The organism is Hyalangium gracile (genome assembly GCF_020103725.1).
In the GTDB taxonomy this organism is placed as follows: Bacteria; Myxococcota; Myxococcia; order Myxococcales; family Myxococcaceae; genus Hyalangium; species Hyalangium gracile.
In genome coordinates this window covers 1-25,057 of sequence record NZ_JAHXBG010000045.1, presented here as the reverse complement: position 1 = coordinate 25,057, position 25,057 = coordinate 1, and the positions used below count along the sequence as shown (strand labels likewise).

General features: G+C 66.5%; 18 protein-coding genes. 7 read left to right on the top strand and 11 right to left on the bottom strand.

Annotated elements, in window-relative coordinates; genetic code table 11:
* Positions 1–6: 6 nt before the first annotated feature.
* Complete coding sequence (locus tag KY572_RS45595; RefSeq protein WP_224250089.1) at positions 7–1,560, bottom strand: DUF4139 domain-containing protein; 1,554 nt, start codon at positions 1,558–1,560, stop codon at positions 7–9.
* Positions 1,561–3,876 carry a DUF4139 domain-containing protein gene (locus tag KY572_RS45590; protein ID WP_224250088.1) on the bottom strand — a complete coding sequence of 772 codons (2,316 nt, stop codon included), beginning with the start codon at positions 3,874–3,876 and terminating at the stop codon, positions 1,561–1,563.
* 168 nt (positions 3,877–4,044) lie between these two features.
* Between KY572_RS45590 and sitA5 the strand changes: the two genes are divergently transcribed.
* From sitA5 to KY572_RS45570, 4 genes are all read left to right on the top strand, one after another.
* Entirely contained in the window at positions 4,045–5,526 is a 1,482-nt protein-coding gene (sitA5, locus tag KY572_RS45585; RefSeq protein WP_224250087.1) for a SitA5 family polymorphic toxin, read from the top strand.
* Positions 5,527–5,560: 34 nt separating this feature from the next.
* A complete protein-coding gene (locus tag KY572_RS45580; protein ID WP_224250086.1) occupies positions 5,561–6,157 on the top strand; it encodes a pentapeptide repeat-containing protein in 597 nt (198 codons plus the stop codon).
* A gap of 129 nt (positions 6,158–6,286) precedes the next feature.
* A complete protein-coding gene (locus tag KY572_RS45575; protein WP_224250085.1) occupies positions 6,287–7,078 on the top strand; it encodes a hypothetical protein in 792 nt (263 codons plus the stop codon).
* Between the two features lie 100 nt (positions 7,079–7,178).
* Positions 7,179–10,289 (top strand): alpha-amylase family glycosyl hydrolase, encoded by a 3,111-nt coding sequence (locus KY572_RS45570; protein ID WP_224250084.1) that lies wholly within the window; start codon positions 7,179–7,181, stop codon positions 10,287–10,289.
* A gap of 632 nt (positions 10,290–10,921) precedes the next feature.
* Here the strand turns inward: KY572_RS45570 and KY572_RS45565 are convergent.
* Complete coding sequence (locus KY572_RS45565) at positions 10,922–12,367, bottom strand: glycoside hydrolase family 43 protein (protein ID WP_224250083.1); 1,446 nt, start codon at positions 12,365–12,367, stop codon at positions 10,922–10,924.
* 203 nt (positions 12,368–12,570) lie between these two features.
* On the opposite strand from KY572_RS45565, the gene KY572_RS45560 reads away from it, so the two are divergent.
* Complete coding sequence (locus KY572_RS45560; RefSeq protein WP_224250082.1) at positions 12,571–13,620, top strand: peptidoglycan-binding protein; 1,050 nt, start codon at positions 12,571–12,573, stop codon at positions 13,618–13,620.
* 39 nt (positions 13,621–13,659) lie between these two features.
* Here the strand turns inward: KY572_RS45560 and KY572_RS45555 are convergent, their stop codons facing one another.
* Positions 13,660–14,274: a hypothetical protein gene (locus tag KY572_RS45555; RefSeq protein WP_224250081.1), complete on the bottom strand. Its 615-nt coding sequence runs from the start codon at positions 14,272–14,274 to the stop codon at positions 13,660–13,662.
* A gap of 2 nt (positions 14,275–14,276) precedes the next feature.
* Entirely contained in the window at positions 14,277–14,786 is a 510-nt protein-coding gene (locus KY572_RS45550; RefSeq protein WP_224250080.1) for an RNA polymerase sigma factor, read from the bottom strand.
* A 246-nt stretch (positions 14,787–15,032) separates the two neighbouring features.
* Between KY572_RS45550 and KY572_RS45545 the strand changes: the two genes are divergently transcribed.
* Complete coding sequence (locus KY572_RS45545) at positions 15,033–15,989, top strand: bifunctional helix-turn-helix transcriptional regulator/GNAT family N-acetyltransferase (RefSeq protein ID WP_224250079.1); 957 nt, start codon at positions 15,033–15,035, stop codon at positions 15,987–15,989.
* A 55-nt stretch (positions 15,990–16,044) separates the two neighbouring features.
* Here the strand turns inward: KY572_RS45545 and KY572_RS45540 are convergent, their stop codons facing one another.
* From KY572_RS45540 to KY572_RS48310, 3 genes are all read right to left on the bottom strand, one after another.
* The gene (locus KY572_RS45540; RefSeq protein WP_224250078.1) at positions 16,045–18,738 is read right to left on the bottom strand and encodes a M1 family metallopeptidase; all 2,694 of its coding nucleotides are present in this window, start codon (positions 18,736–18,738) and stop codon (positions 16,045–16,047) included.
* A 181-nt stretch (positions 18,739–18,919) separates the two neighbouring features.
* The gene (locus tag KY572_RS47655; RefSeq protein WP_263452535.1) at positions 18,920–19,042 is read right to left on the bottom strand and encodes a hypothetical protein; all 123 of its coding nucleotides are present in this window, start codon (positions 19,040–19,042) and stop codon (positions 18,920–18,922) included.
* Positions 18,994–19,344, bottom strand: coding sequence for a trypsin-like serine protease (locus KY572_RS48310; RefSeq protein ID WP_224250116.1), 351 nt, complete (start codon positions 19,342–19,344; stop codon positions 18,994–18,996). Before KY572_RS48310 ends, KY572_RS47655 begins: the two co-directional genes overlap by 49 nt.
* A 744-nt stretch (positions 19,345–20,088) precedes the next feature.
* Between KY572_RS48310 and KY572_RS45530 the strand changes: the two genes are divergently transcribed.
* Complete coding sequence (locus tag KY572_RS45530) at positions 20,089–21,282, top strand: site-specific integrase (protein WP_224250077.1); 1,194 nt, start codon at positions 20,089–20,091, stop codon at positions 21,280–21,282.
* A 567-nt stretch (positions 21,283–21,849) separates the two neighbouring features.
* On the opposite strand, the gene KY572_RS45525 is transcribed toward KY572_RS45530, so the two are convergent.
* From KY572_RS45525 to KY572_RS45515, 3 genes are all read right to left on the bottom strand, one after another.
* Positions 21,850–22,494 (bottom strand): hypothetical protein, encoded by a 645-nt coding sequence (locus tag KY572_RS45525; RefSeq protein ID WP_224250076.1) that lies wholly within the window; start codon positions 22,492–22,494, stop codon positions 21,850–21,852.
* 3 nt (positions 22,495–22,497) lie between these two features.
* The gene (locus KY572_RS45520) at positions 22,498–23,319 is read right to left on the bottom strand and encodes a hypothetical protein (protein WP_224250075.1); all 822 of its coding nucleotides are present in this window, start codon (positions 23,317–23,319) and stop codon (positions 22,498–22,500) included.
* A gap of 644 nt (positions 23,320–23,963) precedes the next feature.
* Complete coding sequence (locus KY572_RS45515; protein ID WP_224250074.1) at positions 23,964–24,359, bottom strand: helix-turn-helix domain-containing protein; 396 nt, start codon at positions 24,357–24,359, stop codon at positions 23,964–23,966.
* Positions 24,360–25,057: the final 698 nt, after the last annotated feature.

Genomic DNA, 25,057 nt, shown 5'->3' with positions numbered 1-25,057 from the left:
TCGAGCTCAGAGGCCGGCGACCTTGGAGGAGCTGGACACCGTGTAGGCGAAGTTCAGCTCCTGCTGCGAGCGAGCGGGCGAGGGCAGCTCGAAGCGGATGATGCCGTCCTGGCTCACCTTCGCCGGGGCGGGCTTCGCCTTCTCCTTGAGCAGCTCGATCTCCACCGCCTCCACCTCGGACACCGGCATCCGCTCCTCGATGGCGATCTGCTCGGGCCGGCTGCCGGTGTTGGAGAGGAACAGCTTCACGAAGTGCGTCCGCGTCTTGCGGCCGGTGAGGCGGTTCGTGTCCAGCTTCGTCTCCACCTGGCGGGCGATGCGCAGCGCGTCCTCGCTGCCGAAGCCCAGCTTCACCCGCTCGCCCACGCCGGCGAAGGTGAGCTGCGCCCGGCCCACGTAGCCGCTCGTGCGCACCAGATCCACCGGGCCCGCCAGCAGCACCGAGGGCCCCTTGTTCTCGAAGCGCGCCACTCGGTGCACCAGCGGCGAGTGCTCCGGCGTGCCCACCAGCTCCGAGGTGGCCGGCGCGGTGAACTGGAACAGCGGCACGCGGTGCGGCGAGCCGTCCGAGGGCAGGGTGACGCGGTGGGCCGCCTTGAGCGTCAGCGCCTCGCCGCCGTCGTCCAGGCCGGGCATCTCCGAGGTGGGCTTCGCGCCCCCCTCGCCCGTCGTCTGGATGGACTCCTCCCGGATGGAAACCTCCACCACCTGCTTCTCCTGCTGCGTCTTGTCTCGCAGGTACAGCCGGTCCTCCACCAGCCGCGGCGGGGCGGCCCCCAGCGTGGGCCGCGCCGTCGAGAAGGCCATCTCCACGTCCTTCCAGTCCTCCTCCGTGCGCTGCCACACCACCGCCTCGCACTCCAGCGTCACCGCCTCGCCGCCCTCCACCGGCCGCAGCGTGGCGCGGTAGGCCGGCCGCCACACGGCGCACGGCACCAGGTACGCCACGCCCACCGTCACCGCGCCGCCCGTGGGGTGGTTGACCTCCATCTCCGCCGAGGTGAGCAGCTTCGTCTCCGGCTGCTCGCCCTGCGCCAGCGCCGCCCGGGCCTCCGCCAGCCGCTGCTGGGCCACCGCCTCGCGCTTGCGGGCCTGGCGCAACGCCTCCTCCGTCGCGCCCACCTCCGCCCTCACCGTCGCCAGGTGCTCGCGCCAGGTGTCCGGCTCGGCCTTGCCGGCGCCCACCCGCTCGGAGATGGAGCGCAGCACGTCCTCGCTCGCGGCCTGCGCCACGCCCAGCCTGCGCTCCAGGCGCAGCACGTCACCCGTGGCGACCCGCACCGCCTGCTCGAGCGACTCGACGCGGCGGCCGAGCTCCGTGCGGTGCTCGCGCAGGCCCTCCTTGGGCTGCTCCTTCCAGACGCGGCTCACCCGTGCGCCCACGATGTTGCCCCCGGAGAGGGAGACCTGGAGCGAACGGTCCACCGCGAGGGGGGACAGGCCCTCCACGCGCAGCCGCTGCGGGCCGGCGGGGAGCGTCACCTCGCCTCGGCGCTCCACGAGCGCGCGGTCCTCCAGGACGGTGACCTTGATGACGGGAAGCGTGACGGTGGTGCTCACTTACGTCCTCCGGTTTCCGCCCCGGAGCATCTTGCTCGAGGGAATCCGCACGACCCACGTTGCGTCCAGCGACTGCTTCTCTCCGGCCTGCACCGTCACCCGCCACGCCCGCTCGCCGTCCACGGGAGTGTCTCCCGGCAGCGGCTCCGGCGCGCGCCAGGGCGGGCGGACCTCCGCCTCCTCCACCTTGATGTCCTTCTCGTCCTTGGGCACCACGGGCACTCGCTCGCGGATCTCCACCGTCGCCGGTCGGCCCAGGCGGTTGGCCACCTCCACCGAGACGCGGTGCGTGAGCACGGCCGAGCCGCCGAACACACCGCCCGAGGCCTCGTCGAAGCGCGTGTTGCGAGACACCTTGATGGACTCCTCGACGCCCAGCCCCAGCCGCTGCGTGGCGCCCGGGGCCAGCGTGGGCAGGGGAGACGTCATCAGGAACTCGTCCCCCAGCGTCACGTCCACCGGGCCGGCGAGCAGCGCGTGCGGCGTGCGGTTCTCCACCTTCACCGTGCGGAACACCTGCGGCTCCATGGAGGGCACGCAGAGGTACTCGGCGACGAGCCCCACCGGCGCGGAGAACACCGACACCGTGTGCCACGCGCCATCCGAGGGCAGGTCCATCCGCGTCTCCACGTCATAGCGGTAGTCGAAGAACGGAGAGGACACGCGGGGCGCCACGGCCCAGGTGGGCGTGGGCAGGTGATAGACGTCGTTCATGCTCTGCTGGCGCACGGCGAGCAGCGAGACGATGTCCACCTGGATGTGAACCGCCGTCAGCGCGAACAGCTCCTGGGCGAACGCGGTGGGGGCCGGCTGGAGCTTGCCTCGCAGGCCGCGCTGGCTCGCGGGAGCCAGCCGCAGCGAGTCGTAGTCCAGCAGGCTGCCTTCGGGCTCGAGTCCCGCTGGGGGCTCCGGCTCCATCGGAGGTGCTCCGCCGTAGGCGCCCAGGGAGTCGCTCTCCTCGGCCCACGCGCTCATCGGGGGAGCTCCCTCGTCGCTCGACAGGTCCATGGACCGCCGCTCCTTCTGGAGGCCGGAGCTCTGCGAGCGAGTCATGCCTCCACCTCCCTTGGCCATGGGGCGGCGCATGGGGGCCGCGGCCGAGGGAGCGGGAGGAGGGGGCGGCGGCGCGCCGGGGGCGGCTCCGAAGAAGCCTCCCGACTTCTTCTTCATCGGCGCGGAGCGGGTCATCTCCTCCATCTCGGGCGGTGCCTCGTCCATCTCGGGCGCTGCCGCGTCCTCGTCGAAGGGCTCGGGGAGGGCCACCTGTGCAGGGGGAGCGAAGGCCGCCTGGGGAACCGGCTCCATCCGAGGAATCTCCCCGGTACTGGTCCGGTCGCGAACGGCGCCCATGGGCTTGGAGACGATGGCCACGGCGGAAGGAGGGGGCGGCGCTGGGCTGCCCGCGGCGTCATAGCCAGCGAAGAGCTCATCCAGCCCGGGCGGGGGCTCACGCCAGCCCGAGCGCGCCGGAGGAGGCTGGCGCCGGCCGATGCGCAGGGCCTTGAGCTCTGGCACGTCCGCGCGGCGGTTCAGCTCCGCGGTGGACAGGGACAGCTTCACGTTGCGCCAGTCCTCGCCGGTGCGCTGGACGACGGAGGCGCGCATCCGCAGCGTCCCGCCGTCGAGCGAGCGCGGCATCCGAAGCTCGTACCCTGGCACCCAGCGCGCCCCGCGCACCGCGTACTCGAGCGCGAGCCGTGCCTCGCCCGCCGCGCCGGGCTCCGACAGGGTGATGAGGGCGGCGCGGTACAGCACCGCGCGCTGGCCGCGCACGGAGGACGAGCCCTCCTGCAGCCGCCGCTGGCGCAGCGTCACCTCCGCCACCGCGTCTCGGTGCTGGCGATCCAGCTCCAGCCTCCGGGCGTGGAGGGCCGCCAGCTCCTCGTCGAGGAAGCCGCCGAGGGCCAGGAGGGCCTTGGGGGACGCCTCGCGGGGCTCGTCGCCCGTCCTGGGCTTCGGGAAGGAGGGCCCGAGCCGCCGCAGGGCCTCCAGCTCCTGATTCACCTGCTGGAGCTGGGTGGAGATGCGGGCGAGCGCCTCTTGAGCCTCCTCGAGGGCGCGCTGCTCCACTGGCACGTCGGGCTCGGGCGGGAGCTGGACATCGAAGCTGGGGCGGATGTCCCGGACGGCGAGCCCGGCGGGGCCTTGAAGGATGGATGCGCGCAGCGAGCCGGTGGTGAGCCCCAGCGGCAGGCCATTGATGCGCACCTGCGTGGGCAGTCGGCCATTCTCGGCCGCGAGTGTCGCCACACGGGTGCAGAGCGCGCCGTCAGCGTGGACCGTCACCGCGTCCAGGACGGCCGGGACAACGAGCATGGAAGCCCCCTCCAGTAGAGGGGCACAGGCTAGCGAGCCCGGGTCCGGAGCGCGAGTCCGGTCTGTCGTATGCTCCCGTCATCCAGGTCCCTTGCCGATGACCTGAAGGGTTCTCGCTCCCTATCGGCGGACCTTCTACCCTAGGCTGCTTCATCGCCGAGGTGCTTCATGAAACCCCGTCAACTGGGAGCTCTGCTCCTGGCCTGGCTCACCGCCTGTGCCGGTACGCCGCGTGGATGGGCCGGGAGCGCCGACCGGTACGAAGCGGAGCTGACGGCGGCCCGCTACGAGCTGCGAGTGCTCACCTCGGAGCAGGGCCAGACCTCGCCAATGGAAGTGCGCCGAGAGTCCTTCCAGCAAGCGATGCGATGGCTGATTCAAGGCATGCCGCCTTTCGATGATGCCATGGAGACGTCGCGCTGGCTGGTGGAGGGCTCGCTGCAGGCCGACCTCCTGGCGGAGGTGGAGCGCGGACGAGTAGTGCGGTTGACGCCCATGGAGGACGACAGCCCGCTCGAGGTCGCCTCGGCGGCTGAGGTGAAGCGCAAGTACCTCGCCTTGTGTCAGCAGGAGTATGGCGGGGGCGATTGTCTGGGGTTGCTCGCCGATGGGAACCTCCTCACCAGGAATGATCTGCGCTCCCTCGGGCTGGCACTGTCCTTGAGACAAGTGCTCCGGGAGACGCGAGTAGCGCTCAAGGAGATGATGTCTCCGCGGGCGCTCCTCGGGATGATCGTATGGACCGGCTGCTTCTACCTGCTGCTCTGGTTGTTGCCCGAGCCCGTCTCCAAGGCGGTGGCGGCGAGCCTCACGTTGGCGTTGCTGGCATGGCTGCCGGTGCACAGCGTCTGGAGCTTGATGGATGGCTGGGGCCTCATGGTGCACGAGGTGGATCGGGCCACCTCGTATGAACAGATAGAGGAGGCCAGCGGGCGCTTCAGCCGCACGATGGGAGAGAACACCGCGCGAGTGCTGGTCATGCTCGTGACGGCGGTGCTGGCCGGGAGCACGGCGCAGTTCGTCGCGAAGCTCCCGAAGCTGCCGGGCTTCGAGCGAGCGGCAGCGTGGGCCGAGGCGCAGGGCCTGAAGCTGGCGGGGGAGGTGGAGGCGGTTGCGGTGGCCGAGGAGGGGAGCTTCACCTTCATGGTGCGCCATCCCGGAGGCCGCGCTGCTGTTGGGGCGGCAGAGACGGCGCGGATGCGGATGGGCATCACCACCGTCATCCGCCATCAGGGAGGTAACCGGCAGGTCTTCTTCAACGGTCAACGCTGGCACGTCCCTGCCAAACGCTCCATCGGGGAGATACCGGCCAAGGATCCAGTCGGGGACCAGCTCCAGGTGGCGGCCCAACGCGTGGCCAGGGAGTGGAGCCGTGGCAAGTTGACGGATAGGCAGGTTGACGCGATCAATGAGGCCAGAGCCCAGGGCAAGCACCTGGAGGCACACCTCATGGAGCGCAGGTTCCGAGGGCAATGGGTGGAGAACATGCTGAGAGCGGAGTTCAGGGACTTGCGCTGGAACCGGACCGGGGTCGATGCGGATGACGCAGCGACGGGGCTCCGCTACGAGGTGCTCTCGGGAACAGACTCGAACATGGAACGGCACGGTCGACGGATGGCGGAAGAGTTCTTTCGGCTCATCACCTTCTGAGTGGCCAACAAAGCCGGCGGAGTTCGGGAGTGCCATGATTCAATTCAGCGATCGGGAGATCGAGAACGAACGGCTCGTGTTGGACAGCGCGACCGAGGTCTCCTACCTGGGCCATGAGCTGACGCTGCGGAACTGCACCCTCATCATCAAAGTCCCCGCTCGGGCGCTGGTGATCGCTCGAACCCACCTCATCGACTGCACGATCGAAGCGAAGCGGCAGTTGACAAACTTTCAATGGAACTCCGCCCACTTGAAGGGCTGTCGATTCAAGGGCCGGTTCATTGGCAATGACTTCGGTGCCTGGCCAGAGCGGCCTACCGAGGGGGGGATCGAGGGGTGTGACTTCACGGATGCGTACCTGGATGGCTGCCGGTTCATCGCATGCGATGTCCGAACGATCCGCTTCCCTCGCTGGCCATGCTTTACCCTCTTCGAGCCAGTGCGCAGATGGCGTGAGCTGAGCGCCGTCCCCTGGCCTGGAGGGTTGGGTCGGAAAGTGGAAGGCTTCGCCGAGCGGCTGCCTGAGACGGCGGCTGTCACATACTCGGCGCCGGAGCTCGCGAAGTCGTACGACACCACCCCAGAGGCCATCAGAGCCGTCTTGGAGAAACTGGACGGCGTGGAGTTCTGACGCCCCGGCTCCAAGGAGCGTCAGCGGATGCGGTATCCTCCCGGCCGGCTCTCCTGGAGAACGGCGCTCGTGTCCCCCCACCGTGTCCCATCCCCCCGCTCCCCCGCCTCCTCACGGAGGGCCCTGCGGATGCTCGTGGGAGTGCTTCCGCTCCTGTGGATCGCCTGCGCTACCCCCGCTGGCAACCTGGGAGCCGCCTGCGAGCAGGGCAACGGGTACGCCTGCAGCTCCTGGGGCCAGCAGCTCCTCCAGCAGGGCGAGCCGCAGCAGGCCGAGAACGCCTTCGGCCGCGCGTGCGAGAACGGCCTCGTCGACGACTGCATCACCCAGGGCCAGCTCATGATGGAGCGCGGAGAGCTGGACGGCGCCGAGCCCCCGCTGATCAAGGGCTACGAGGCCGAGAGCCAGCCGGCCACCCTGGCCCTGATCGACCTCTACCAGGCCCGCCGCGCGCCCGGAGATGAGGCGCGGGTGCGCCAGCTGTCCTGGGATGCCCCCGCCATCGACAAGCCGCCGCGCGAGGTCATGTTCTGGTGGCGCCCCACCATCACCGGGGAGCTCCAATACGCCCTTGCCTACTCCTTCCAGCCCATGGAGTTCTGGTCCCGCCGGATGACCCTGGGCGTCCACTTCGCCGGCGCTGATGACAGAGCCGTCGAGCTCAACGCCTCGGTGGGCTACCAGCACTTCCTCACCTCGGAGGTCGTGCCGTACGGCACCCTGCTGCTCGGGGGAGCCTTCCAGAAGCGCACCTTCAACGCGGGGCTGGAGGTGGGCGTGAAGCTCTGCCTGGGCTCCATCGGCCACCTCAACCTCGGAGGCGGCATGTCCGTGGGCAGCCCCTTCCACGCCTCCATCGGGCTGGGGATCAACTCACTCCCAGTGGATCTCCTCCTCTACATCGCGGCGCACGCACACTGACTTTTCGACACTCTGTCTCCGGAGAGACGCAACTTTGGATGGGTAAGGTGCGAAGATACGGGCACCATACATTATCCCACATGATTTTGTGGAGGCGAACATGAGCGACACCAAGATCAACCGCCAGGGCCGGACCCCCGCCCAGACGCCGGCTTCAACGAAGGGCAACGCCTCCTCGAATGCCGTGGAGCCGCGCAAGGAGACGCCGTCAGCGGCCTCGGCGAAGAAGGCGGCCACCGGAGCGGTGCAGAGCAAGGACGGCTTCGAGTCCACCGCCCGGGTGAGCAAGCGGGGCACGGACGGCTTCGAGACCCAGGCGCCCGCCTCCCGGCAGGGCGTGGCGGGCCCCCAGGCCCCGGCGGCGGTGGGTGCCTCCCAGGCCACGGTGGCCCAGCCGCAGAAGCGCATCGTCACCTTCGTCTACGACGCCGGGCCCGACAAGGCGCTCACGGACGTGAAGCTGAAGGGCAGCTGGGACGCCTCCGGCAAGTTCAGCAACCAGTGGGAGGCCGGCTCCATCCCCATGCGCTCGCTGGGCAACGGCAAGTGGGAGGCCACGGTGGAGCTGCAGGATGACGGCCTGCCGCGTAACTGGGAGTGGGGCGTCACCGTGGACGGCCCCAGCGGCAACGATCAGTGGGGCCTGATGGGCGAGGGCAACCTCAAGCTGGACCTCAGCAAGCCCACGGCCTCCTACTCTCCGACGACGTACCACGAGATGGGCTCGCAGAAGCGCGGCGAGGACATCTCCTTCAAGCTCTGGGCGCCGGACGCGCGCGCGGTGCAGGTGAGGGTGACGGACCAGGAGGGCAACACCCAGCGCATCCCCATGCAGCGGGCGGAGAACGGCGACTGGGCCGCCGAGGTGAAGGGCGGCTGGAAGCAGCTCGAGGGCAAGTCCTACGTCTACGAGGTGGTGGACTCCACGGGCGCCACGAGCGACCGGCCGGACCCGTACGCCCGGGAGATGATGGGCGAGCAGCGCGGCCTCGACCGGCTGTACCTGGACCCGGTGAAGGGCCGCGAGGAGAACCGCTACTTCCCCGGCGTGCAGGAGCTGATGCGCTTCAACATCGACGACGAGGAGGACGCCCACAGCGCCTACCTGGTCTTCAAGGACGCGGACGGCAAGCCGATGAGCAAGGAGGCGTTGCTGCAGCGCATCGGCGAGATGGACTCGACGCTGATCGACAAGCTGCACGGCGGCAAGTTCAACGACCTGTGGTCGAAGAACATCGAGCCGGACGGCCGCATCAAGCTGACGAACCAGGGGGGCGCCTGGTCGGCGCTGGTGAACAACCCCGAGAAGCTGGTGGGGCTGCGCTACGAGTTCCAGGTGTTCGAGCAGGACGCGCAGGGCCAGCTCAAGCTGCGCGACGACGCCAACCGGGACGGCAAGTACAGCGCGGTGGAGCGCCGGGGCTCGGGCTTCAATGATCCGTGGAGCGACCTCATCACCAAGGAGAGCGGCGTGTCCTTCCGCGGCTCCATCATCACGGATCCGACGACGTTCCAGTGGAAGCACGACAAGGCGCCGCGCGAGACGGACCGCAACAAGTGGGTGGTGTACCAGCTGCACGCGGGCAGCTTCCTGGGCGAGGCGAAGAACTCGGACCGCTCCACCATCGAGGACCTGCTGAAGAAGCTGGACTACTTCAAGGAGCTGGGCGTCAACACGCTGGAGCTGCTGCCCACCAACGAGGTGGAGGGCAGCCGCAACTGGGGCTACCTGGGCGTCAACGGCCTGGCGTCGGAGAGCTCGCTGGGCTTCGAGGACGAGAACGGCAAGTGGGTGAGCGGCCCCGAGGCGCTCAAGCGCTTCATCGACGAGGCGCACGGCAAGGGGCTCAACGTCATCTCGGACGTCGTCTACAACCACGTGTTCGGCGACTACAACGGCCTGTGGAACATGGGCGGCCCCAGCAACCCGTACTTCAACTGGTCGCAGGAGCCGGGCAAGTACGAGCAGCGGGAGACGCCGTGGGGCGCGGTGCCGGCGTACCACCAGCCCAAGGTGAAGCAGCTCTTCGTGGACCACGCGGTGCAGCAGATCGCCGAGCTGAAGTTCGACGGCCTGCGCTTCGACTTCACCGAGCCCATCAAGGGCACCGGCGGCAAGGACGGCTGGGAGATGCTCCGGGAGATCAACCGCCAGGTGCACTTCCTGAACCCCAACGTGTGGACGGTGGCGGAGCAGTTCGACTACGACCCGTCGCTGACGAAGCCGGCGCAGTCGGACGGCACGGGCGGCGGCTTCGACGCGCAGTGGTACACCGAGTACCAACACCGGCTGATCAACGACAACAGCAAGCCGGGCCTGGTGCAGGCGGCGGCGCGCGGCATGCGCACGGACATGGACGCGTTCGTGAACCTGCTCACCAGCCCGCGCGGGCTGGACGGGTGGAAGACGGCGCTGACGATCATCTCCAACCACGACGAGGTGGGCAACGCGCAGCGGACGATGAACACGGCCGAGGGCAACCAGCCCACGGACTTCCCGGTGCAGTGGTCGCGCGACGCGGCGCGGTTCGCGGCGGGCATCGGCTTCGCGTCGCCGGGCATCCCGATGTTCTTCCAGGGCGATGAGTTCGGCGCGCAGAACGACTTCCGGTGGGGCAACCCGTCCACGTGGGACAGCGACTGGAGCTGGGAGTCGCTGGGCAAGGACTGGGACTGGAAGCAGGTGACGTTCAACGACACGCGGAAGGCCACCTACGAGCGGCTCTTCGAGCTGCCGCCGCGCACGCGCGAGCAGGACGGGGCGTACAAGGGCCTGTCGGCGCAGGACAAGCAGGTGTTCAACACCCTGGCGGGCATGGAGCCGGCGCGGCGCAAGGAGGCGATGCTGGACATCACCCAGCGGCAGCAGTTCCAGTTCTTCAAGGACGCGCTCGCGCTGCGCAACTCGAGCCCGGCGTTCCGCGCGGACGCCGAGGTGAACCGGGTGTACACGCACAACGACGACTCGGTGATGGCGTTCACCCGCAAGTGGGGGGACGAGGAGTACCTGGTCGTCGGCAGCCTGAACCGGCAGGACCTGAACGGCTACAAGATGCCGCTGCCGCCGGGGAACTGGAAGGAAGTGCTGAACAGCGACGCCCAGGCGTACGGCGGCGAGAACTTCGGCAACTTCGGCGCCACGCTGAACGGGGGAGGGGCGACGCCGGTGAACATCCCCTCCGCGGGCTACGTGGTGTTCAAGAAGGTGTAGCGCCGCCGGTGGCTGACAGGGGCGGCGGGCGTCGCTTGCCGCCGCTCCCAGTCTTGCTCCAGCTCGAGAGAGGAGGCCCTGTCCGGGCGGGGCCGGAGCGAACTGGTATGCTTGTCATACCAGTTGGGCCCTGGTCCGGCCGACACTCCATGGGCAGGTCCACGATGTTGCCAGAGGCCTGCATCCCGCCGTCGTGCGCGCAGTCCAGGCTCCCCCAGGCACACCCCGTGCGGCCGGCCAGCCGATGCGCACATGGAAGCCGTGGGAGTCGCCGTAGCCCGGGTGGTCAGGGGTGCGCCATGTCTTTGAATGCCTACGAGCTATCTGCTGGCGTCTTCGTCCGCGGACTGACCAACTTGAAAACGCAGTTGATGAAAGCAGCGGACCATGCCGTTGCCAGTGGCAGCGGTGAAGCGGCGACTCACCATGGGCGACTTTTTGGGCAACTGGGGGGACGAGTCGAGCTGAACGCCGCCACCCGCTCCGCGGGCCGTGAAAACGGAGTCGCCCCGGGCAAGGTACTTCTGGTTCCTCGCCAGGTGCGCCGCCGGTGTGAGCAGAAGCAGCTGCTGGATGGCTCCAGCGGCACCGGCCAGCACGGGCCGGTGTTCTCCTGGGCGCTCGCTACGGCCTCACGGCATGGGCCGCGAGTCGGCCGAGGGCCCCTCGGGCACCGCGGGCCAGCCGTTGGGCCAGGTGATGGCGTCGACCAGCATCATGCGGTCGGTATGGGCGCTGTCCCACGCGTGGTAGACCATGTACGTGTCGCCCCCGGGCCCGGTGACGACCGAGTTGTGCCCCGGGCCCACCCACCCGGCGCCCGTCTTGAGGATGGGCGCGCCGAGCTTCGTGTACGGGCCCAGCGGGCTGGTGGCGCGGGCCACACCCACCGCGTAGGTGCTGTTGTAGTACGCGTTGCCGCTGTAGAAGAGGTAGTAGTAGCCGCCCCGCGCGACGACCCACGGCGCCTCGACGACGCCGCCCTCCCAGGCGAGGTTGTTGCTGATGAGCGTGCGGCGCGTGCCCACCAACGACAGGCCGTCCGCCGACAGCTGCTGGCCATAGATGGGCGTCGCCTGGCCCACCGCGTTGCCGTCCGCCTTCCACACGAGGTACGGCGTGCCGGCGGTGTCCTTGAAGTAGGTGGCGTCAATCATGCCCATGGCGGTGTCATGCACCAGGGGCCGGCCCAGGTCGGTGAAGGGCCCCAGCGCGCTGGCCGAGGTGGCCGCGCCGATGGACAGTTTTCCGTTCGAGTGCCGCGCGGTGTAGTACGCGATGAAGCGCGTGCCCACCTTGTGGATCTCCGGCGCCCAGAAGTCGCCCGTGGCCCACGTGGGCTTGCCGGTGGACGGGAAGATGTGGCCGGCGGACGTCCAGCTCACCAGGTCCTGGGAGGTGCGAAGGGGGAAGGCGTTGGCGGCGCCGCCCGACGTGCAGGCCGCCACGTACCGCGTCCCGTCATGGATGACGCCCGGGTCCGCGCAGCCCACGGGGACGACGGGGTTCTGGTACAGCCCGCCGCAGCCCGTGTACCGGAACGACATGCCGCACTTGTTGTTACCGGTGAAGTACGGCTTCCAGCCGTTGGAGAGGGTCGCGTAGGAGTTGGTGCCCTCGTTGGTGCAGCCCCGGTCCCAGAAGACGCGTCCGCCCACGTCATCGAACCGGGCCGTGTGCCCCGCGGGGGGCAGCCACGCCGCGCTGTAGGAGATGCGCGTGGAGCACGTGGTGGCGCCCGAGCAGTCCGTGTCGAGCGCCAGCACGCAGGCGTTGTTGCCGGTGAAGTACGGCTTCCAGCCATTCGAGAGCACGGCGTAGGAGTTGGTGCCCTCGTTGACGCAGGTGCCGTCCCACGTCACCAGATTCGCCGCGATGTCGTACTGGGCCGGGTGGCCGGAGGGACGGATCCACCGGTCGCCGTAGGTGACACGCGTGCTGCAGGCGAGCGCGTCACCCACGGTGGACAGGGACTCGTCGCCCTCCTGGGGGCCGGGACCTTCATACCCACAGCCGGAAGCGAACGCCGAGACGGCGCTCACGAAGACAAGGGCCGGGAAACGCGAGGGTTTCTTCATGGGGGCGACCTCCGAGCGCCAGGACTCCACCTCGGGTCCATGCGCGGGCAAGCACTGCGGGGGACGCCAGCTATCACGTATTACTTTCTAAGTCAGCTAAGCATGATTTACATGGAGCGCCGAGTGATGAGCGGCGGAGAGGCTGGAAAAATTTCGGTGGAAGAGGACGAAACCTTGGACCCTCAAAAACCGAGAATCACTGCATGGCACATCACAAGATTGGTCCCAAGGCCGTCATCCTGAAGGCCGGTTCGCACGGCCCGGCGGTGCGGAAACTCGAGAACGAACTGAAGGAGCAGGGGCTGCTCAAAGGTCCCGCCGACGGACGCTACGACAAGCGGACGGCCGAAGCGGTGAAGCGCTTCGAGCACCGCAATGACCGCAAGGAGGACGGGAAGGTTGGCAGCTGGATCTGGAACAAGCTCAACCTCGGCGATCGCTTCGAGGGCGGAGGCTCCAACCCGGGCGGCGGCCAGGTGCACGGAGGCAACGGTGGCACCGGAACCCACGCGCCGAACACTGCGGGCGACACCGGCAAGACCGGGACGTTCCGGACGGTGACCGCGAACATCAAATCCAACCCGGAGATGCCGCAGAGCCAGGTCGTCCACGACGTGCGCAAGGCCGCGGCGCAGGGCGATCTGATCGGCTGGCAGGAGATTGGCCCCTCCCGGTACTTCGACGCGATCAAGGGGCTCGGCAAGGAGTGGGGCCACTACATGCCGAAGGACGGCAACCTCCGCATCCCGGTTCCGATCTCCTGGAAGAAGTCCGAGTGGGACCTCCAGGACTCGGGCTTCAAGCGCACCCACAACGGCAAGGCCAAGGTGTCGCCGCACCGGTACATCACCTGGGTGAAGCTGAAGAACAAGGAGACGGGGGAAGAGGTCGTCCGGATGAACACGCACCTCGTCTCCGGCGCCTGGACGAAGTCCAAGCTGGACCGTCCCTCCACCCCCTGGCGGCAGGAGATGTGGAAGAAGCACATGGCGCAGCTCGACTCGATGGTCGAGCGCTTCGAGAAGCAGGGGCACAAGGTCGTGGTGGGCGGCGACTTCAACCGCAACCACTACAAGGTGCTCGGTAACGACGTGGTCTACGACAACAAGCTCAACGTCGGGACCCACGGCAAGAGCACGCTCGACTACCTGATGCACACCCGGGACCCGGAGTTGAAGCACGTCCGGACGCAGTACGAGCGCCGCCTCCACTCCGACCACGACGCGGTCGTGGCGACCTACCGGCTCAAGTAGCCCCAGAGCGCGCAGGTCCGCTCTTGGGCTACGCCCGGGTCAACGAGGTTCCCGGAGCGGGTTCTCCAGGGACTCCAGGAGCGAGTGCAGCCGCTCCCTGCGAGGCTGGAGGATGCGCACGGCGCGGTAGTGCAGCACTCCCGCGGCGAGCGCGAGCATGACTCCGAAGAGGAGCGCCTGGCTCAACAGGTGCGAGGGGCTCGCGAGTCCCAGTGCGTGCTCGCGCCAGAGGGCCAGGGGCAGGACGGCGGCGGTGAAGAGCTGGGCGCGCTGCAGGTACCGGGCTGCCCGGAGCTCCGAGTCGACCGCCGCGAGCGAGGCTCGGGTCGCTGTGGCCACGGAGTCCTCCAGGCGTCTGGCTTCCCGCCGCTCCTCGGTGTACGCCCGGACCCGCGAGGAGACGAGGACGAAGAGCGGCACCAGCAGCAGCGTGAGCACGGCCAGGCTCACCCAGTCCCCCGCCAGGCGTGTGGCGGCCACATAACCCGCGAGCACAAGCGTGCTCATCCCCGCCAGGAGGACGTAGACGAGTGCGAAGCTCCGCAGCCGCTGGCGGCGCCGCAGCCCTTGCAGGAGTTCCTCGACGGCGAAGCGCTGCACGGCCCGCGCGGCGTGTTGCTCCTGGGTGCTCCACACGGCTTCGAGGGGATCCATGGTCATTGCCTCCGCTGAGAGAGTGTGTCCTTGAGCCGCTGGCGCGCCCGGGTGAGCCGCACGCCGATGTGGTTCTCGGTCAGCCCCGTCACCTCGGCGATCTCGCTATAGGGCAGGCCGTCGAGCGAGAGCAGGACGAGCGTCCGGTCCAGGGGCGCCAGGGCGTGGATGGCCTCGTAGAGCAGTGTCAGCCGCTCGCGGGAGTCGTCCTCCGGGGGGCCTGGCAGCTCGGCATCGGGCAGCGCCTCCAGCGGCTGGATGCGCCGCCAGTACCGGGTGCGGCTGCGCTGCCAGTTGAGGGCGCGGTTGTGGGCCACGCGGTAGATGAAGGTGGACGCCTTGCTCCCCGCCCGGAAGGAGGGGAGCGCCTCCCAGAGCGTGGAGAGCAGGTCCTGCAGCAAATCCTCCCGATCCGTGGGGGAGAGCGCGAAGGCCCGGGCCACCTTGAGCAGGATGCCGAGGTGCTCATGGGCCCAAGTTCGGAACAGCTCTTCGCGGCGTGTGGCATCCATCTCGCCCCATCAGACACCGCACGCGCCGGGGACTTACAGGGCGGAAGGAGGCCCTGTCGGGCGCGACCGGTCTGAACTGGTCTGCTTGTCATACCAGTTCGGAACCAGTCGCCGGGCCCGCTCCGGGAGTTCCGTCATCGCGAGGCGGATCCGCGCCCAGAACCTGATGAAGAACTGCTTGGCCCTCTTGCGCTCCGGCCCGTTTCATAGCTATCTATATAGCGCGCTATGAAATGGAGACGTGGCATGGAAATCGATCTTCTGGCGGGGTTTGGCGTGGGCTTCCTGGGCAGCCGGCTCAAGCGCCTGGCCGAGCGGATGCAGGCCGACGCCGCCGAAGTGGCCCGATCGCTGGACCTGCCGGTCCAGCCGGCCCAGATCTCGCTGCTGATGACAATCCGCCTGCATGGCCCGATCACGGTGGGCGAGCTGGCCGAGCGCTTACAGTTGGCCCAACCCACGGTGACCCGCGCTCTCGGGACACTGGAAGACTTCGTCGAAGCGCAGCGCTCGCCGGGCGACCAGCGCTCGAAGCGCCTGGCGCTGACGAAGAAGGGCGAGGCCTTGATGGTCCGCATCCAGACGCAGCTGTTGCCGCGCATCGAGCCCGCCGCCGCCTCGCTGGTCGAGGGGCTGTCGGGCGATTTCATGCAGGGCCTGGCCCAGGTGGAGGCGCGGCTGGCCGAGTCCTCGCTGCTGAGCCGGATCGAGGCCGCCGGTCCGCCCGCGATGTGGGCGCGTGACTTCTCCGACGACCTGGCCGACGCCTTCTATCGGATCAACGCCGAATGGATCGAGGACATGTTCGCCCTCGAGGAGAACGACATCGCCCTCCTGTCGAGGCCGCGCGAGCTGATCCTCGACAAGGGCGGGGTGGTGCTGTTCGCCGAGACGCCGGAGCTGGGCGTGGTCGGGACCTGTGCCCTGATGGTGTCCAAGGACGGCTGGGTCGAGCTGACCAAGATGGGTGTCCTGAAGAGCGCCCGGGGCCTGAAGGTCGGCGAGTTCCTGCTCGCCAAGACCCTGGAGCGCGCCTCCAGCCTGGGCTTCGGCAAGGTCTATCTGCTGACCAACAAGAAGTGCGCGGCGGCCATCCATCTCTATGAGAAGCGGGGCTTCGTGCACGACGCCGAGATCATGCGGCTGTTTGGGGCGCGCTACGAGCGATGCGACGTGGCGATGTCGTACCGACCGAGGGGGTAGAGCAGAACACGTCTCCAGGCCAGAGCACGTCGCGCTGGCCGCTCGCGTCCATGCGCTACTGGCGGCGCAGGAACTCCAGGACTCCAGGCTGGTTGCGGCGCTCGGACTCCACGCACACGCGGATGGCCTCGAGCGAGCGGGTGAGCTCTCGCGGGCCGCCCTCGAGCCGCGCCACGCGAGGCTTCAGCAGCGCTTCCACCTCCGCGCGCCGCGACTCCTCGCAGAAGACTCCCGTGACGCCGATGAGCCGGCCTGCCTCGTCCGAGCGCAGCCTGCTCGCGAGCGCGTCGAAGTTCCGCTGGTAGAACTCCCAGGCCAGTGCGCGGGTCTCCGATCTGTAGAGGGCCGTGCGCAGGATGTGCTGGGTGTCGCGCACGTCGAACTCATCCCCCGCCACCAGCTCCAGGGCCCTCTTCGCCAGCGCGGGCTCTCGGAAGCCTCCGAGCAGGCCGAGCAACTCCGCGCGCTCGTTGCGGTCCTGCGCCTGACGCGCCTGTGTGAGGATCTTCTCGAAGAGGCTCGCGTCTCCGTTGCGAGCCGCGATCTGCAACGCCGGCCGGGCCAGCTCCGGCTCCACGGCCTTGCGGTCCGCCAGCCACGCCCTCGCCAGTCGCCCCGCCTCCTGGCTCAGCGCGGGGTCCTGCCCCATCCCGGCCGCGAGCATGAGGAGCTGCTGGCGCAAGGCCTTCACGTCATCGCTCTCTCCGGGGGCGCTCTTCCAGCCCAGCGCGCGAGCCCGGGGGCCGTAGAGGGCTCGCACCCACTTCCGGAAACGCTCCTGGTCCGCCTCGGGGAGCAGCTCGATGCGGATGGAGGACAGGAACTGGACACCTCCCTCGAGGACGAGACGGCTGGGATCCGAGGCGGTGGAGGGAACCACCTTCAGCGCCTCGCCCAGGAGCACGTCCCCCCGGTCCACTCCGGCCTTCATGTCTCCCAGGAGCGTCAGCCGCTCGGAGGTCGTGAGCGTGCCAGCCGCGGTCGCCAACAGGGGGGCGAGCTGCTCTCGCGTATAGCCCGAGCGGTAGTAGCCGGTTCCTTCCGCGTTGAGCAGCACCCACGAGGGGCAGCCGGACAGCGACAGGGGCAGCTCGCCCGTCTCCGCCGCCAGCACCGTGCACTCGCGCGTGGTGTCCTTGCCCCGGCCCGCGCGCACGCACACGGGGACGTTCCACTTTTGTGCCTTCGAGCCGGTGGAGCCGGCGGGCAGGAAGCGCTCCTGCGAGAGCTTCAGCAGGGGCTGCGCTCCCGCCTTGCACTCGAGCGTCGCGGAGACGCGCGGCGCGCCTGGCTGCTCGATGAAGCTCTGGAAGACGCGAGCCGTGTCGGTGCCCAGCGTCCTGTCCACCGTGGCCACGAAGTCCTCCGTGGTGGCGACTCCCCAGGCGTGCTCCCTCACGTGGGCGCGCAGCATGTCGCGCACGGGCTCCGGGCCGCGCCAGCCCTGCAACATGTTGAGCAGCGCGGCGCCCTTCGCATACGTGGTGCCGTTGTCGAACGAGCCGATGATGTCATCGTTCGTGGTGATGGGCTTGCGCAGGGGCGGCGTGGCGGTGAGCGAGTCCACTCGAAGCGCATACGCGAGCGAGTTCGCCTGTCCGTCCAGCGCGAAGTTCCAGGATGGCTCGAACTGGTCGGTGATCTTCGTGTCCAGCCACGAGGTGAGGGACTCGTTGAGCCAGATGTCATCCCACCACCGGCAGGTGACGACGTTTCCGAACCAGTAGTGGCCCAGCTCATGGATGGCGATGTTCGCGTAGGCCTTGCGGCGCATGACCGTCTCCTCGCCCGGGCGGATCAACGTCAGCGGCTGGCCGAGCGCGACGATGCCCGGGTGCTCCATGGTCCCCCAGTAGCGAGGCACCACCGCCACATCGAGCTTCTCGTAGGGATAGGGCTGATCGAAGAAGTCCTCGAGCAGGGTGATGATGCGCGGGGTGACCCTGGCCGCGTAGGCCGTCTCGGCACCTCGGCCTCGGGGAACGATGAAGCGCAGCGGCACGGGATTGCGGCCGATGAGGCCGGCCTCCACGAGCTCGAACGGGCCCACCACGAAGGCCACCAGATAGCTGGGCATGGGGTGGCTCTCGGCGAAGGTGACGCGCTTGAGGCCGCCGGGCAGCTGCTCCTCCGAGGCGATGGGCGAGTTGGCCAGGGCCACATGCTCCTGCTTCACCGTGAAGCGCAGCCGCCAGGGCACCTTGAAGCCCGGCTCGTCGAAGCACGGGAAGGCCCGCCGCGCGTCGATGGGCTCGAAGAAGGTGTAGAGGTAGGGCTGGCCTCCCTCCTCGACGGAGTAGATGCCCTGGCTGCGCTCGCGCTCCGTGTGCCCCTGGAACGAGAGGATGAGCTGGGCCTGTCCGGGGCCGAGCGGCTCGGCCAGCAGGACACCCAGCCGGCCCTCGCTGGCGGTGACGGGCCTGGCCTCCACCGCGCGGCCTCCGGTGAGGACTCGCGCCTGGGTGACTTCCAGATCCTGAGCGTGCAGCCACACCTGACGCGCGGGCTCGCGCACGTCGAGATCAATGGTGACGGTGCCGGAGTAGGTGGGCTCGGAGGGGAGCATCGTCAGGTCCAGCGTGTATCGCACCGGGCGCACCGCCTCGCTCAGCCGCAGAGCGGGAGGCTGCGGCTCGGGCCAGCTCGGGGTGGCGGGGGAGGGCAGGGGGGCCGCCGGAGCAGGGGACTCGGGAGCGTGGGCGCAGTGGAGGGTGACGAGGGCCAGGAGCGGCAGGAGGAACCGGCGCATGGGGCGCGAAGCTAGCCCGGATCTGTCACACGAAGGAGCGCGTCGTGCAGAGCGGCATCAATTGGCGGCATCTGCGCGCCGCGCGTGGCAAATGGCCGCTCGGCAGCGTGCTGCGGGCATGACAGAGGCGTGCACCGGCCGGCGTTGGGGTCCATCGAGGTTGTCAAAGAACTGCGAGGCGTCAGGAGGGAGTGGGGACTTCGCGGAGCTGTTCGGCGACGCGTGCGAAGAGCTCACGCACCGGCGCCGCCGCGCTCAGCGAGAGCGCGACGCGGCGGACGCTGACGCGGACGATGGCGGCCACCTTGACAGACCCAGTTGCTGCTCCTTGATGCGGTTCTCCATGTCGCCGCGGGCTGTCGTCGCATACGCCTGCTCCGGACAGTGACTGCTGTCCACCACCGCAGGCTTGCCATGGGTGGCAGAGGGAGGCTTGGGCTTGCAGACACAATGAGCAGCGGTGAGCACCTGCCTGGGCCCGACAACAACGCCGCTACAGTCCGCTCCTTCCAAGGGTGGCTGGAGCGAGATAATCACTGTTGAAAGATACCTGTTGCTGAAGTCCCTTGTCCCAGCAGCGTCGAGGACGCTCCCATCAAAGGGCATCACCTCAATGCTCTCGCCGGTTCCTGCATCGCCTGGATTGTTTCCCTCCCCCCATCCCGTTGGCTTGGTGGCTGGCCCAAGGAGACGCTTTCACGAGGAGCAACGTGCACAGAGGCATGCATGATCTGATAATATTGATAGCCCGCCCCTCCCCCCACAACGACGAGCAGCAAGAGCCTCACGAGGGCTTTCTTCTGAGCAACGTGCCTCCGAGTTTCCTTCAGGGTGGGTTTCCGTCTCTGTTAAAGCATGGCACGCAATCAAGCACATAGACAAGCGTCCCGGGCGCCGGCGTAGAGGTTCCCCTCGCCTCCAGATCGTTCACAGTCGGGCGCGTCTAGTGGTGAGGGCCCGGTCCGAAGCAGGTGAGCCGTACTCCACAGCCCAACAGGAGCTCCACGCCAATGGAGACTCGGCCTTCGCATTGAGAGAAGACAGTGCCCACGCTCAGGAGAAAGTAGCCGGGGGCAGCAGGGCACACACTACCGATGGACTCCCATGGAACTCCGCCAAGCCCGCTCTGGGAGAGGCGTGCTGGGCAGTCTTACGGAAACGGCGCTCGACCGAGCTGGCCCGCTCTCGTCGGAGGGCATCGAGCGGCGGGTTCGATTGCCGCCGCTTCCAAGCCGAGCAACCCGCCGCTTTCAAGGCGCCGTCCTCTGAGAATGGGGGCGGCGCTTGCATTTCGGGACCAAATCCGGTTTTTTGGGACCAAAAAAGGACCAAACCGGAGGCGGTAACGACATGGGCAAGGAGTGGATCGGCAAGTGGAAGGGGGGGCGGATGTTCGCGGGCAAGGACGGGCGACCCGTCTATGTGCTGCGCAAGATGATCAACGGGCGGAACTACACGATCCACCTGGACGCACGCAGCGAGGCGGAAGCGGAAGCGGAGCTTGCCCTCTTCCTGAGGGATCCCGAGGGCTACCGCACGCGAGGCGAGGCGCAGAAGATCAAAAACGAGTCCGCCGTCTACATGGACGCGGCCAGCGTAGCCCGCTACCTGGAGCACATGCAGAGCAAGGGGACAACCGAGCGCTACGCTAAGAACGTCGGTTTCTACTTGGCCGCGTGGGCGGAAGACTTCGCGGGGCGCGACCTGCGCACCGTCACTCTTCAGGACCTGCTGCGGGAGTTGAAGAAGCACAAGACCGCACGCAAGAACCGGATTACCGCGCTCAAGTCCTTCTGCGCGTGGCTGCGGGAGGTAGAGGGCGCACTGACTGCGGGCGAGGACGCGTCGATCTCGCTGAAAATCCCTGTGGCCCGTCCCGAGAAGTCCGTGCGGGAGAAGGGTTACAGCATCGAAACGATCGAGCGGCTGTACCGGGCGATCAGTGGGTGGGAATTCGCCAACTTCAACCGCGAGGAGACGCGGCGCCGCACGGACGTTCAATGCGTGCGGGACGTGCTGTGCATCCACGCCAAAACGGGGATGCATGGCACGGAGATCGAACGGCTGGCGAGCGGAGAGGGCAAGGTGTCCCTCGTGGAAGAAACGGGCGAGATCGCCGCAACCGTCACGTTCATTCACAAGAGCGGACAGGTCCACCGCCAGAGCATCGACCGTCAGACGTTGGGAGCGGTGCAACGTCTCCAGGCGCGCGGCGCGGCTCCCGTGGACAGCCATATCCGCCGCGTGGTGCGTCGTGCGTGCAAGGCGGCGCGGCTGCCTCTGGTGCGCTTCGGAGAACTGCGCCATAGCTTCGTAACGTGGGCCTCGGAGTGCGGACAGGAAGTGCGGCCCAAGTCGGGAGGGCTGCCCCTGTCGGCTGTTGCTGCCGTAGTGGGCCACCATTCCGCGCAGACCACGAAACGGTTTTACGAGAACGTGAAGGTGCCCCCGATGATCAAGATCCCGATCAAGCTGGAGCACCCAGAGGATCCCGTCGTGCTGCCTGTCCGCCGTGCTGCGCTCAAATTGGCCGAATCTGCCTGAGTATCGTGTCCCCTTCCCGTCCGGTGTCCTCACCGGGTACGTGACCGCTTTGGGCATGGGAGCTAAACGCCTAGTGTATGCTGTCTCTTGGCGAACTGGCTAGGTAAGAGCAGCACAATAGGGCGGAGTGAAGCTATTGGGGAGTACAGTCGCATAAATGCGAGCGGCGAGGGACAGAAAGCGTGGACGTATCAACCTGAATCTTTGCTTGAAGCACAGGGCTTTACCCAATGCGTGTCTTCCATCTTAGGATTGATGAGTTCTCAACTTGGGTTTGCCGCGATAGAGTTGTGGGAGAATGAAAAACATAAGCATCCGCCCATGGGCATCAATGTCGATCCACGCATGCAGTGAAACCCCAAGTCAGCCGGATGGTGCGCTGCCCTTCAAGCAAAAGCATCCGAGCATTTTGAGCCAAAGTCCGCGCTACTCTAGGCTAGCGGCGGGTTGCAACTTGCGACAGTATTTCCCCAGTTTTGCGCGACCCATTGAGTTTGGTAGTCGAAATCGACTCCTGCGCTCTGTTTAACCCCAAAGAGAGCTGCCCAGTCCTTGGGGCCAGGCCGATCATAATTGGTCTGTCTCAAGCAGTCTCACAAAATCCTTTGCTAAGAGAAGCCAATAGCCGTCGTGAGTTTCGATTTCGAAGGTGCTGCCTGCTGTAGCATGAACTGCGTTCTCAGTCATAACCGAAGCATCAATCAGCCCCATTTCCGAGGGAAAGCCAGGATTTGCCACATTGTTCATTATTGCGGTCGGAAGCATGTTCGGGGTGATTTTGTTCAAGTCGAACATCAGTCCGCCCACCCCTCCCAAGGCCCGAACGGAACGCGCAATATCAACGACAGTCGAAATGAAAATGTTGAAATGATCGACACGTGGCTTGCGCCACAGGATGTTTGCGTTTGCGTCTATGTATATGTTTGTGTATCTCTGATCCCATTGCGCTACGGAGATGTCTATGGTGGATGTGTCCGAGAAAAATTCCATAACAAGAGCTAGCCAACCTGCAATGCCACCTTGTTGCGAAGCATCGAAAGACACATCCACTTCCGTGTGTGCACTCAGTCCAGGCATGTCGCTCAAGTCAATGCGTGAAATCGTCGGCCCGTGCTTATATCCAGCCTTTGCAAGGCCGCGCTCGATGAAATACACAGCATCGGTCAAAGTGAGGGGAGGGGTTGAAAGGATAAACGTAAGGTCGCGAGCCATGCTCTATCTCGTTGTGTACGTGTTGAGACGCTCAATTTCATAGCCACGCTCCTGGTACTTTTGCGCGACAGGGTCGACTTCGCTGTGATTTGCATCTAACTTGGCGAGTGGTTGGAAGTTTGTGCTCCTGTTGCAGTTCAGAAACGATTGAAGATCGAGCAATCGTTGCGATTGCTTGCTCTTCTTTTTGACCGACTTCAGGTTTGCGCTTTTTGACTCAGCGATTTGCCCGTCCTTGAAGATAATGTCCACTTCCTGCTCCACCCCGCAGCGCCGACATTTGAAGACAGTTCCAACTGTTTCGATGGGACGCTTTTTGTTGTTCAGTTCCATTGCATCCCGCTCGAATACCACGCCACGCATTGTGTCTGATTGGGACGGGCTTTTGCTTAATTCTGTAATTCGCTCTTTAGCCTCTTTTCTTGCCTCGTCAACCGATTTTCCTTGCTTCGATACCACCCAATCGTGCGGAGGGCAGTTTTTGTTCCCAGGGCATTCTTGAATGACTTTCTCATTCGCTTGTGGCACTGCGGAGGACGCAGTGTTTGCGTCCTGCGTCGGTTGCTGCTTCAGTGTTCCATCCGCAAGGCTTGATGGCCAGAGCAGTGCAAGAAGAAATGCTCCCACCGTTGCAGCGGTGCTGCCGAGAACCAACCCGGCGCCTCGCGCCGCTGCTGAAACAGCGCCTTCGCTAACAGCAACCTCGCCCGTTGCTAGTGCTGCTCTCTTCCCGCCTTCTATGACTATCAACCTTGTTGTCTGCTTCGCTGCGGCCTCACCAACCGCTGCTTCCGTAGATAGCAGTTGCAATGCAGGTTCGCCCATTTTGTGCTCCTCACGGGCTAGGGAGGTCCTGAACAGAAGCAACATCGCTTAACTGGACCGTTACTTTGGCGATCAGCCATTCGATCTTTACGTCAAAGGATCGTCCTGGCTCATTGAAAAAAGACATTATTTCTTGGGAGCGAAGAAAGTCCAACCCGCAGAGCATACACAATGCAGCGTATTTCGCCAATCCAGCGTCTGATATGTCACCGATGGTCTTGGCGGACTCGACCGCAGCTCGAATTCTGACTCGGGCTTCGGCATCTGGTAGATTCGCGAACAATAAGGGAGCCTGCCCTCGGATGAAGGTCAGTAGTTTGTTGATATATGTTTCTTGCCTTTGCAATCTAATGTTGTGCAGTGTTGCGCTTGTTATTTTCAACATCTTTGTCCCCTCTGTGGCTTTTGCCAAGGGTCTGCAGGCTATCATCTGTATAGGAGGAGCGTAAACGTGGGGCGATACCACCAAAGTAGTACAGTCTCGCTATGACGCGGACGGAAGGATCTCCTATGAGAGAAACCCTCTCCCCAGACGCAAGAAACTCCGAGGAAGAAGCTGCCAAGTCTTGGAGCCGCTCTAAACGTGCACCTGTGTCCGCCATCGACTTTAACGATGTCGTGTCGGAAGTTAAAAGTGGAATAGATTAAGCGCTGCGTATCAGCCTGAGTATTGCTTCGCTCTCACTCCTCCCACATCCAGTGTCTCGCCGCGTGGGACGCCGCTTGAGCCTGGGGGTTACTGGCTCGCGGTCCACGCGCTCCAGAAGCGCTTCCAGACTCTTCGCGCAGATCATCGCGGCCCTTCCCACCTTCGGCCCACGTCGTAGCGCTCCGCTCCTCAACAATTCGAAGATCCGCGAGCGCCCGCAGCCGAGTATCGTTTGCACGTCCTCCACCGAGACAGCCCGCGCCCGCGCCACTTGAGCAGGCGCCGCGTGGCTGATCTTCATGTGGATCTCGTTGACGGACTCGCGCAGCCCCCGCAGCTCCTCGTAGATGGCCCGCAGGATGTCGTCCTGTTCTTCGACTTGCCCCTTCACGGCTGAAAGTCTCCCGACCGCTGACGGTGGGACGCCGCGCGCCTGTCTCCAGGACGCATGACGCCATGCCGTGAGAGGCCAGAGGCCGTGAAACCTTGGAGGCGAGCCGCGCGCACTCCGGTGGCACGGAGAGACGATGCGCTGTGGGAGCCGTTCACCACGGCCCGTCCCCAGCTTCGGGGGCCGCCGTCACGTCCCACTGCTCGGGCTGCGTTGTCTCGCGTCCCGAGCCGCACCGTCAACGCGACTGTCCGCCTTGGGCACTGCTGGGCAGGCTTGGCCACCGCTGGATAGGTGCGGGCGCGTGCTGCCCACCTGGGAAGCGCGGGCGCCCGGCGCGTCCGATGCGGGGCGTTCTGTGTAGCGTGAACCATGGCGCCCACGGTGCCCAATCCCGGGGCGGGTGGGCAGTAGGTATAGTTAGGCGTAATTGGGCCGGTTTGGCAGGAACGCGGCAGACAGCAGCGGGCTGCCGTGAACAGGTACGCGCGCCCCTTCCAGGTGGGAAGAGTGGGCGCCCGCCGCGTCCGCTGTCGGGTGGTTGGTGTGGCGTGCATCATGCCGCCCAAGGTGCCTAAACCCGGCACGCGTGGACATTGGGCAAGATCAGGCGGATTCAGGGTAAACCCCCGGTCCTACCCAGGTGGTAGTCGGAGCTCTGGAGGTGCAGGGTGGCGGGATGATGAAGAGCCGAGAGC

Coding starts and splice junctions, on each gene's coding strand:
- KY572_RS45590 (WP_224250088.1), bottom strand. CDS start 3,876: ATGCTCGTTGTCCCGGCCGTCCTGGACGCGGTGACGGTCCACGCTGAC.
- sitA5 (WP_224250087.1), top strand. CDS start 4,045: ATGAAACCCCGTCAACTGGGAGCTCTGCTCCTGGCCTGGCTCACCGCC.
- KY572_RS45580 (WP_224250086.1), top strand. CDS start 5,561: ATGATTCAATTCAGCGATCGGGAGATCGAGAACGAACGGCTCGTGTTG.
- KY572_RS45575 (WP_224250085.1), top strand. CDS start 6,287: ATGCTCGTGGGAGTGCTTCCGCTCCTGTGGATCGCCTGCGCTACCCCC.
- KY572_RS45570 (WP_224250084.1), top strand. CDS start 7,179: ATGAGCGACACCAAGATCAACCGCCAGGGCCGGACCCCCGCCCAGACG.
- KY572_RS45565 (WP_224250083.1), bottom strand. CDS start 12,367: ATGAAGAAACCCTCGCGTTTCCCGGCCCTTGTCTTCGTGAGCGCCGTC.
- KY572_RS45560 (WP_224250082.1), top strand. CDS start 12,571: ATGGCACATCACAAGATTGGTCCCAAGGCCGTCATCCTGAAGGCCGGT.
- KY572_RS45555 (WP_224250081.1), bottom strand. CDS start 14,274: ATGGATCCCCTCGAAGCCGTGTGGAGCACCCAGGAGCAACACGCCGCG.
- KY572_RS45550 (WP_224250080.1), bottom strand. CDS start 14,786: ATGGATGCCACACGCCGCGAAGAGCTGTTCCGAACTTGGGCCCATGAG.
- KY572_RS45545 (WP_224250079.1), top strand. CDS start 15,033: ATGGAAATCGATCTTCTGGCGGGGTTTGGCGTGGGCTTCCTGGGCAGC.
- KY572_RS45540 (WP_224250078.1), bottom strand. CDS start 18,738: ATGCGCCGGTTCCTCCTGCCGCTCCTGGCCCTCGTCACCCTCCACTGC.
- KY572_RS48310 (WP_224250116.1), bottom strand. CDS start 19,344: ATGCCCTTTGATGGGAGCGTCCTCGACGCTGCTGGGACAAGGGACTTC.
- KY572_RS45530 (WP_224250077.1), top strand. CDS start 20,089: ATGGGCAAGGAGTGGATCGGCAAGTGGAAGGGGGGGCGGATGTTCGCG.
- KY572_RS45525 (WP_224250076.1), bottom strand. CDS start 22,494: ATGGCTCGCGACCTTACGTTTATCCTTTCAACCCCTCCCCTCACTTTG.
- KY572_RS45520 (WP_224250075.1), bottom strand. CDS start 23,319: ATGGGCGAACCTGCATTGCAACTGCTATCTACGGAAGCAGCGGTTGGT.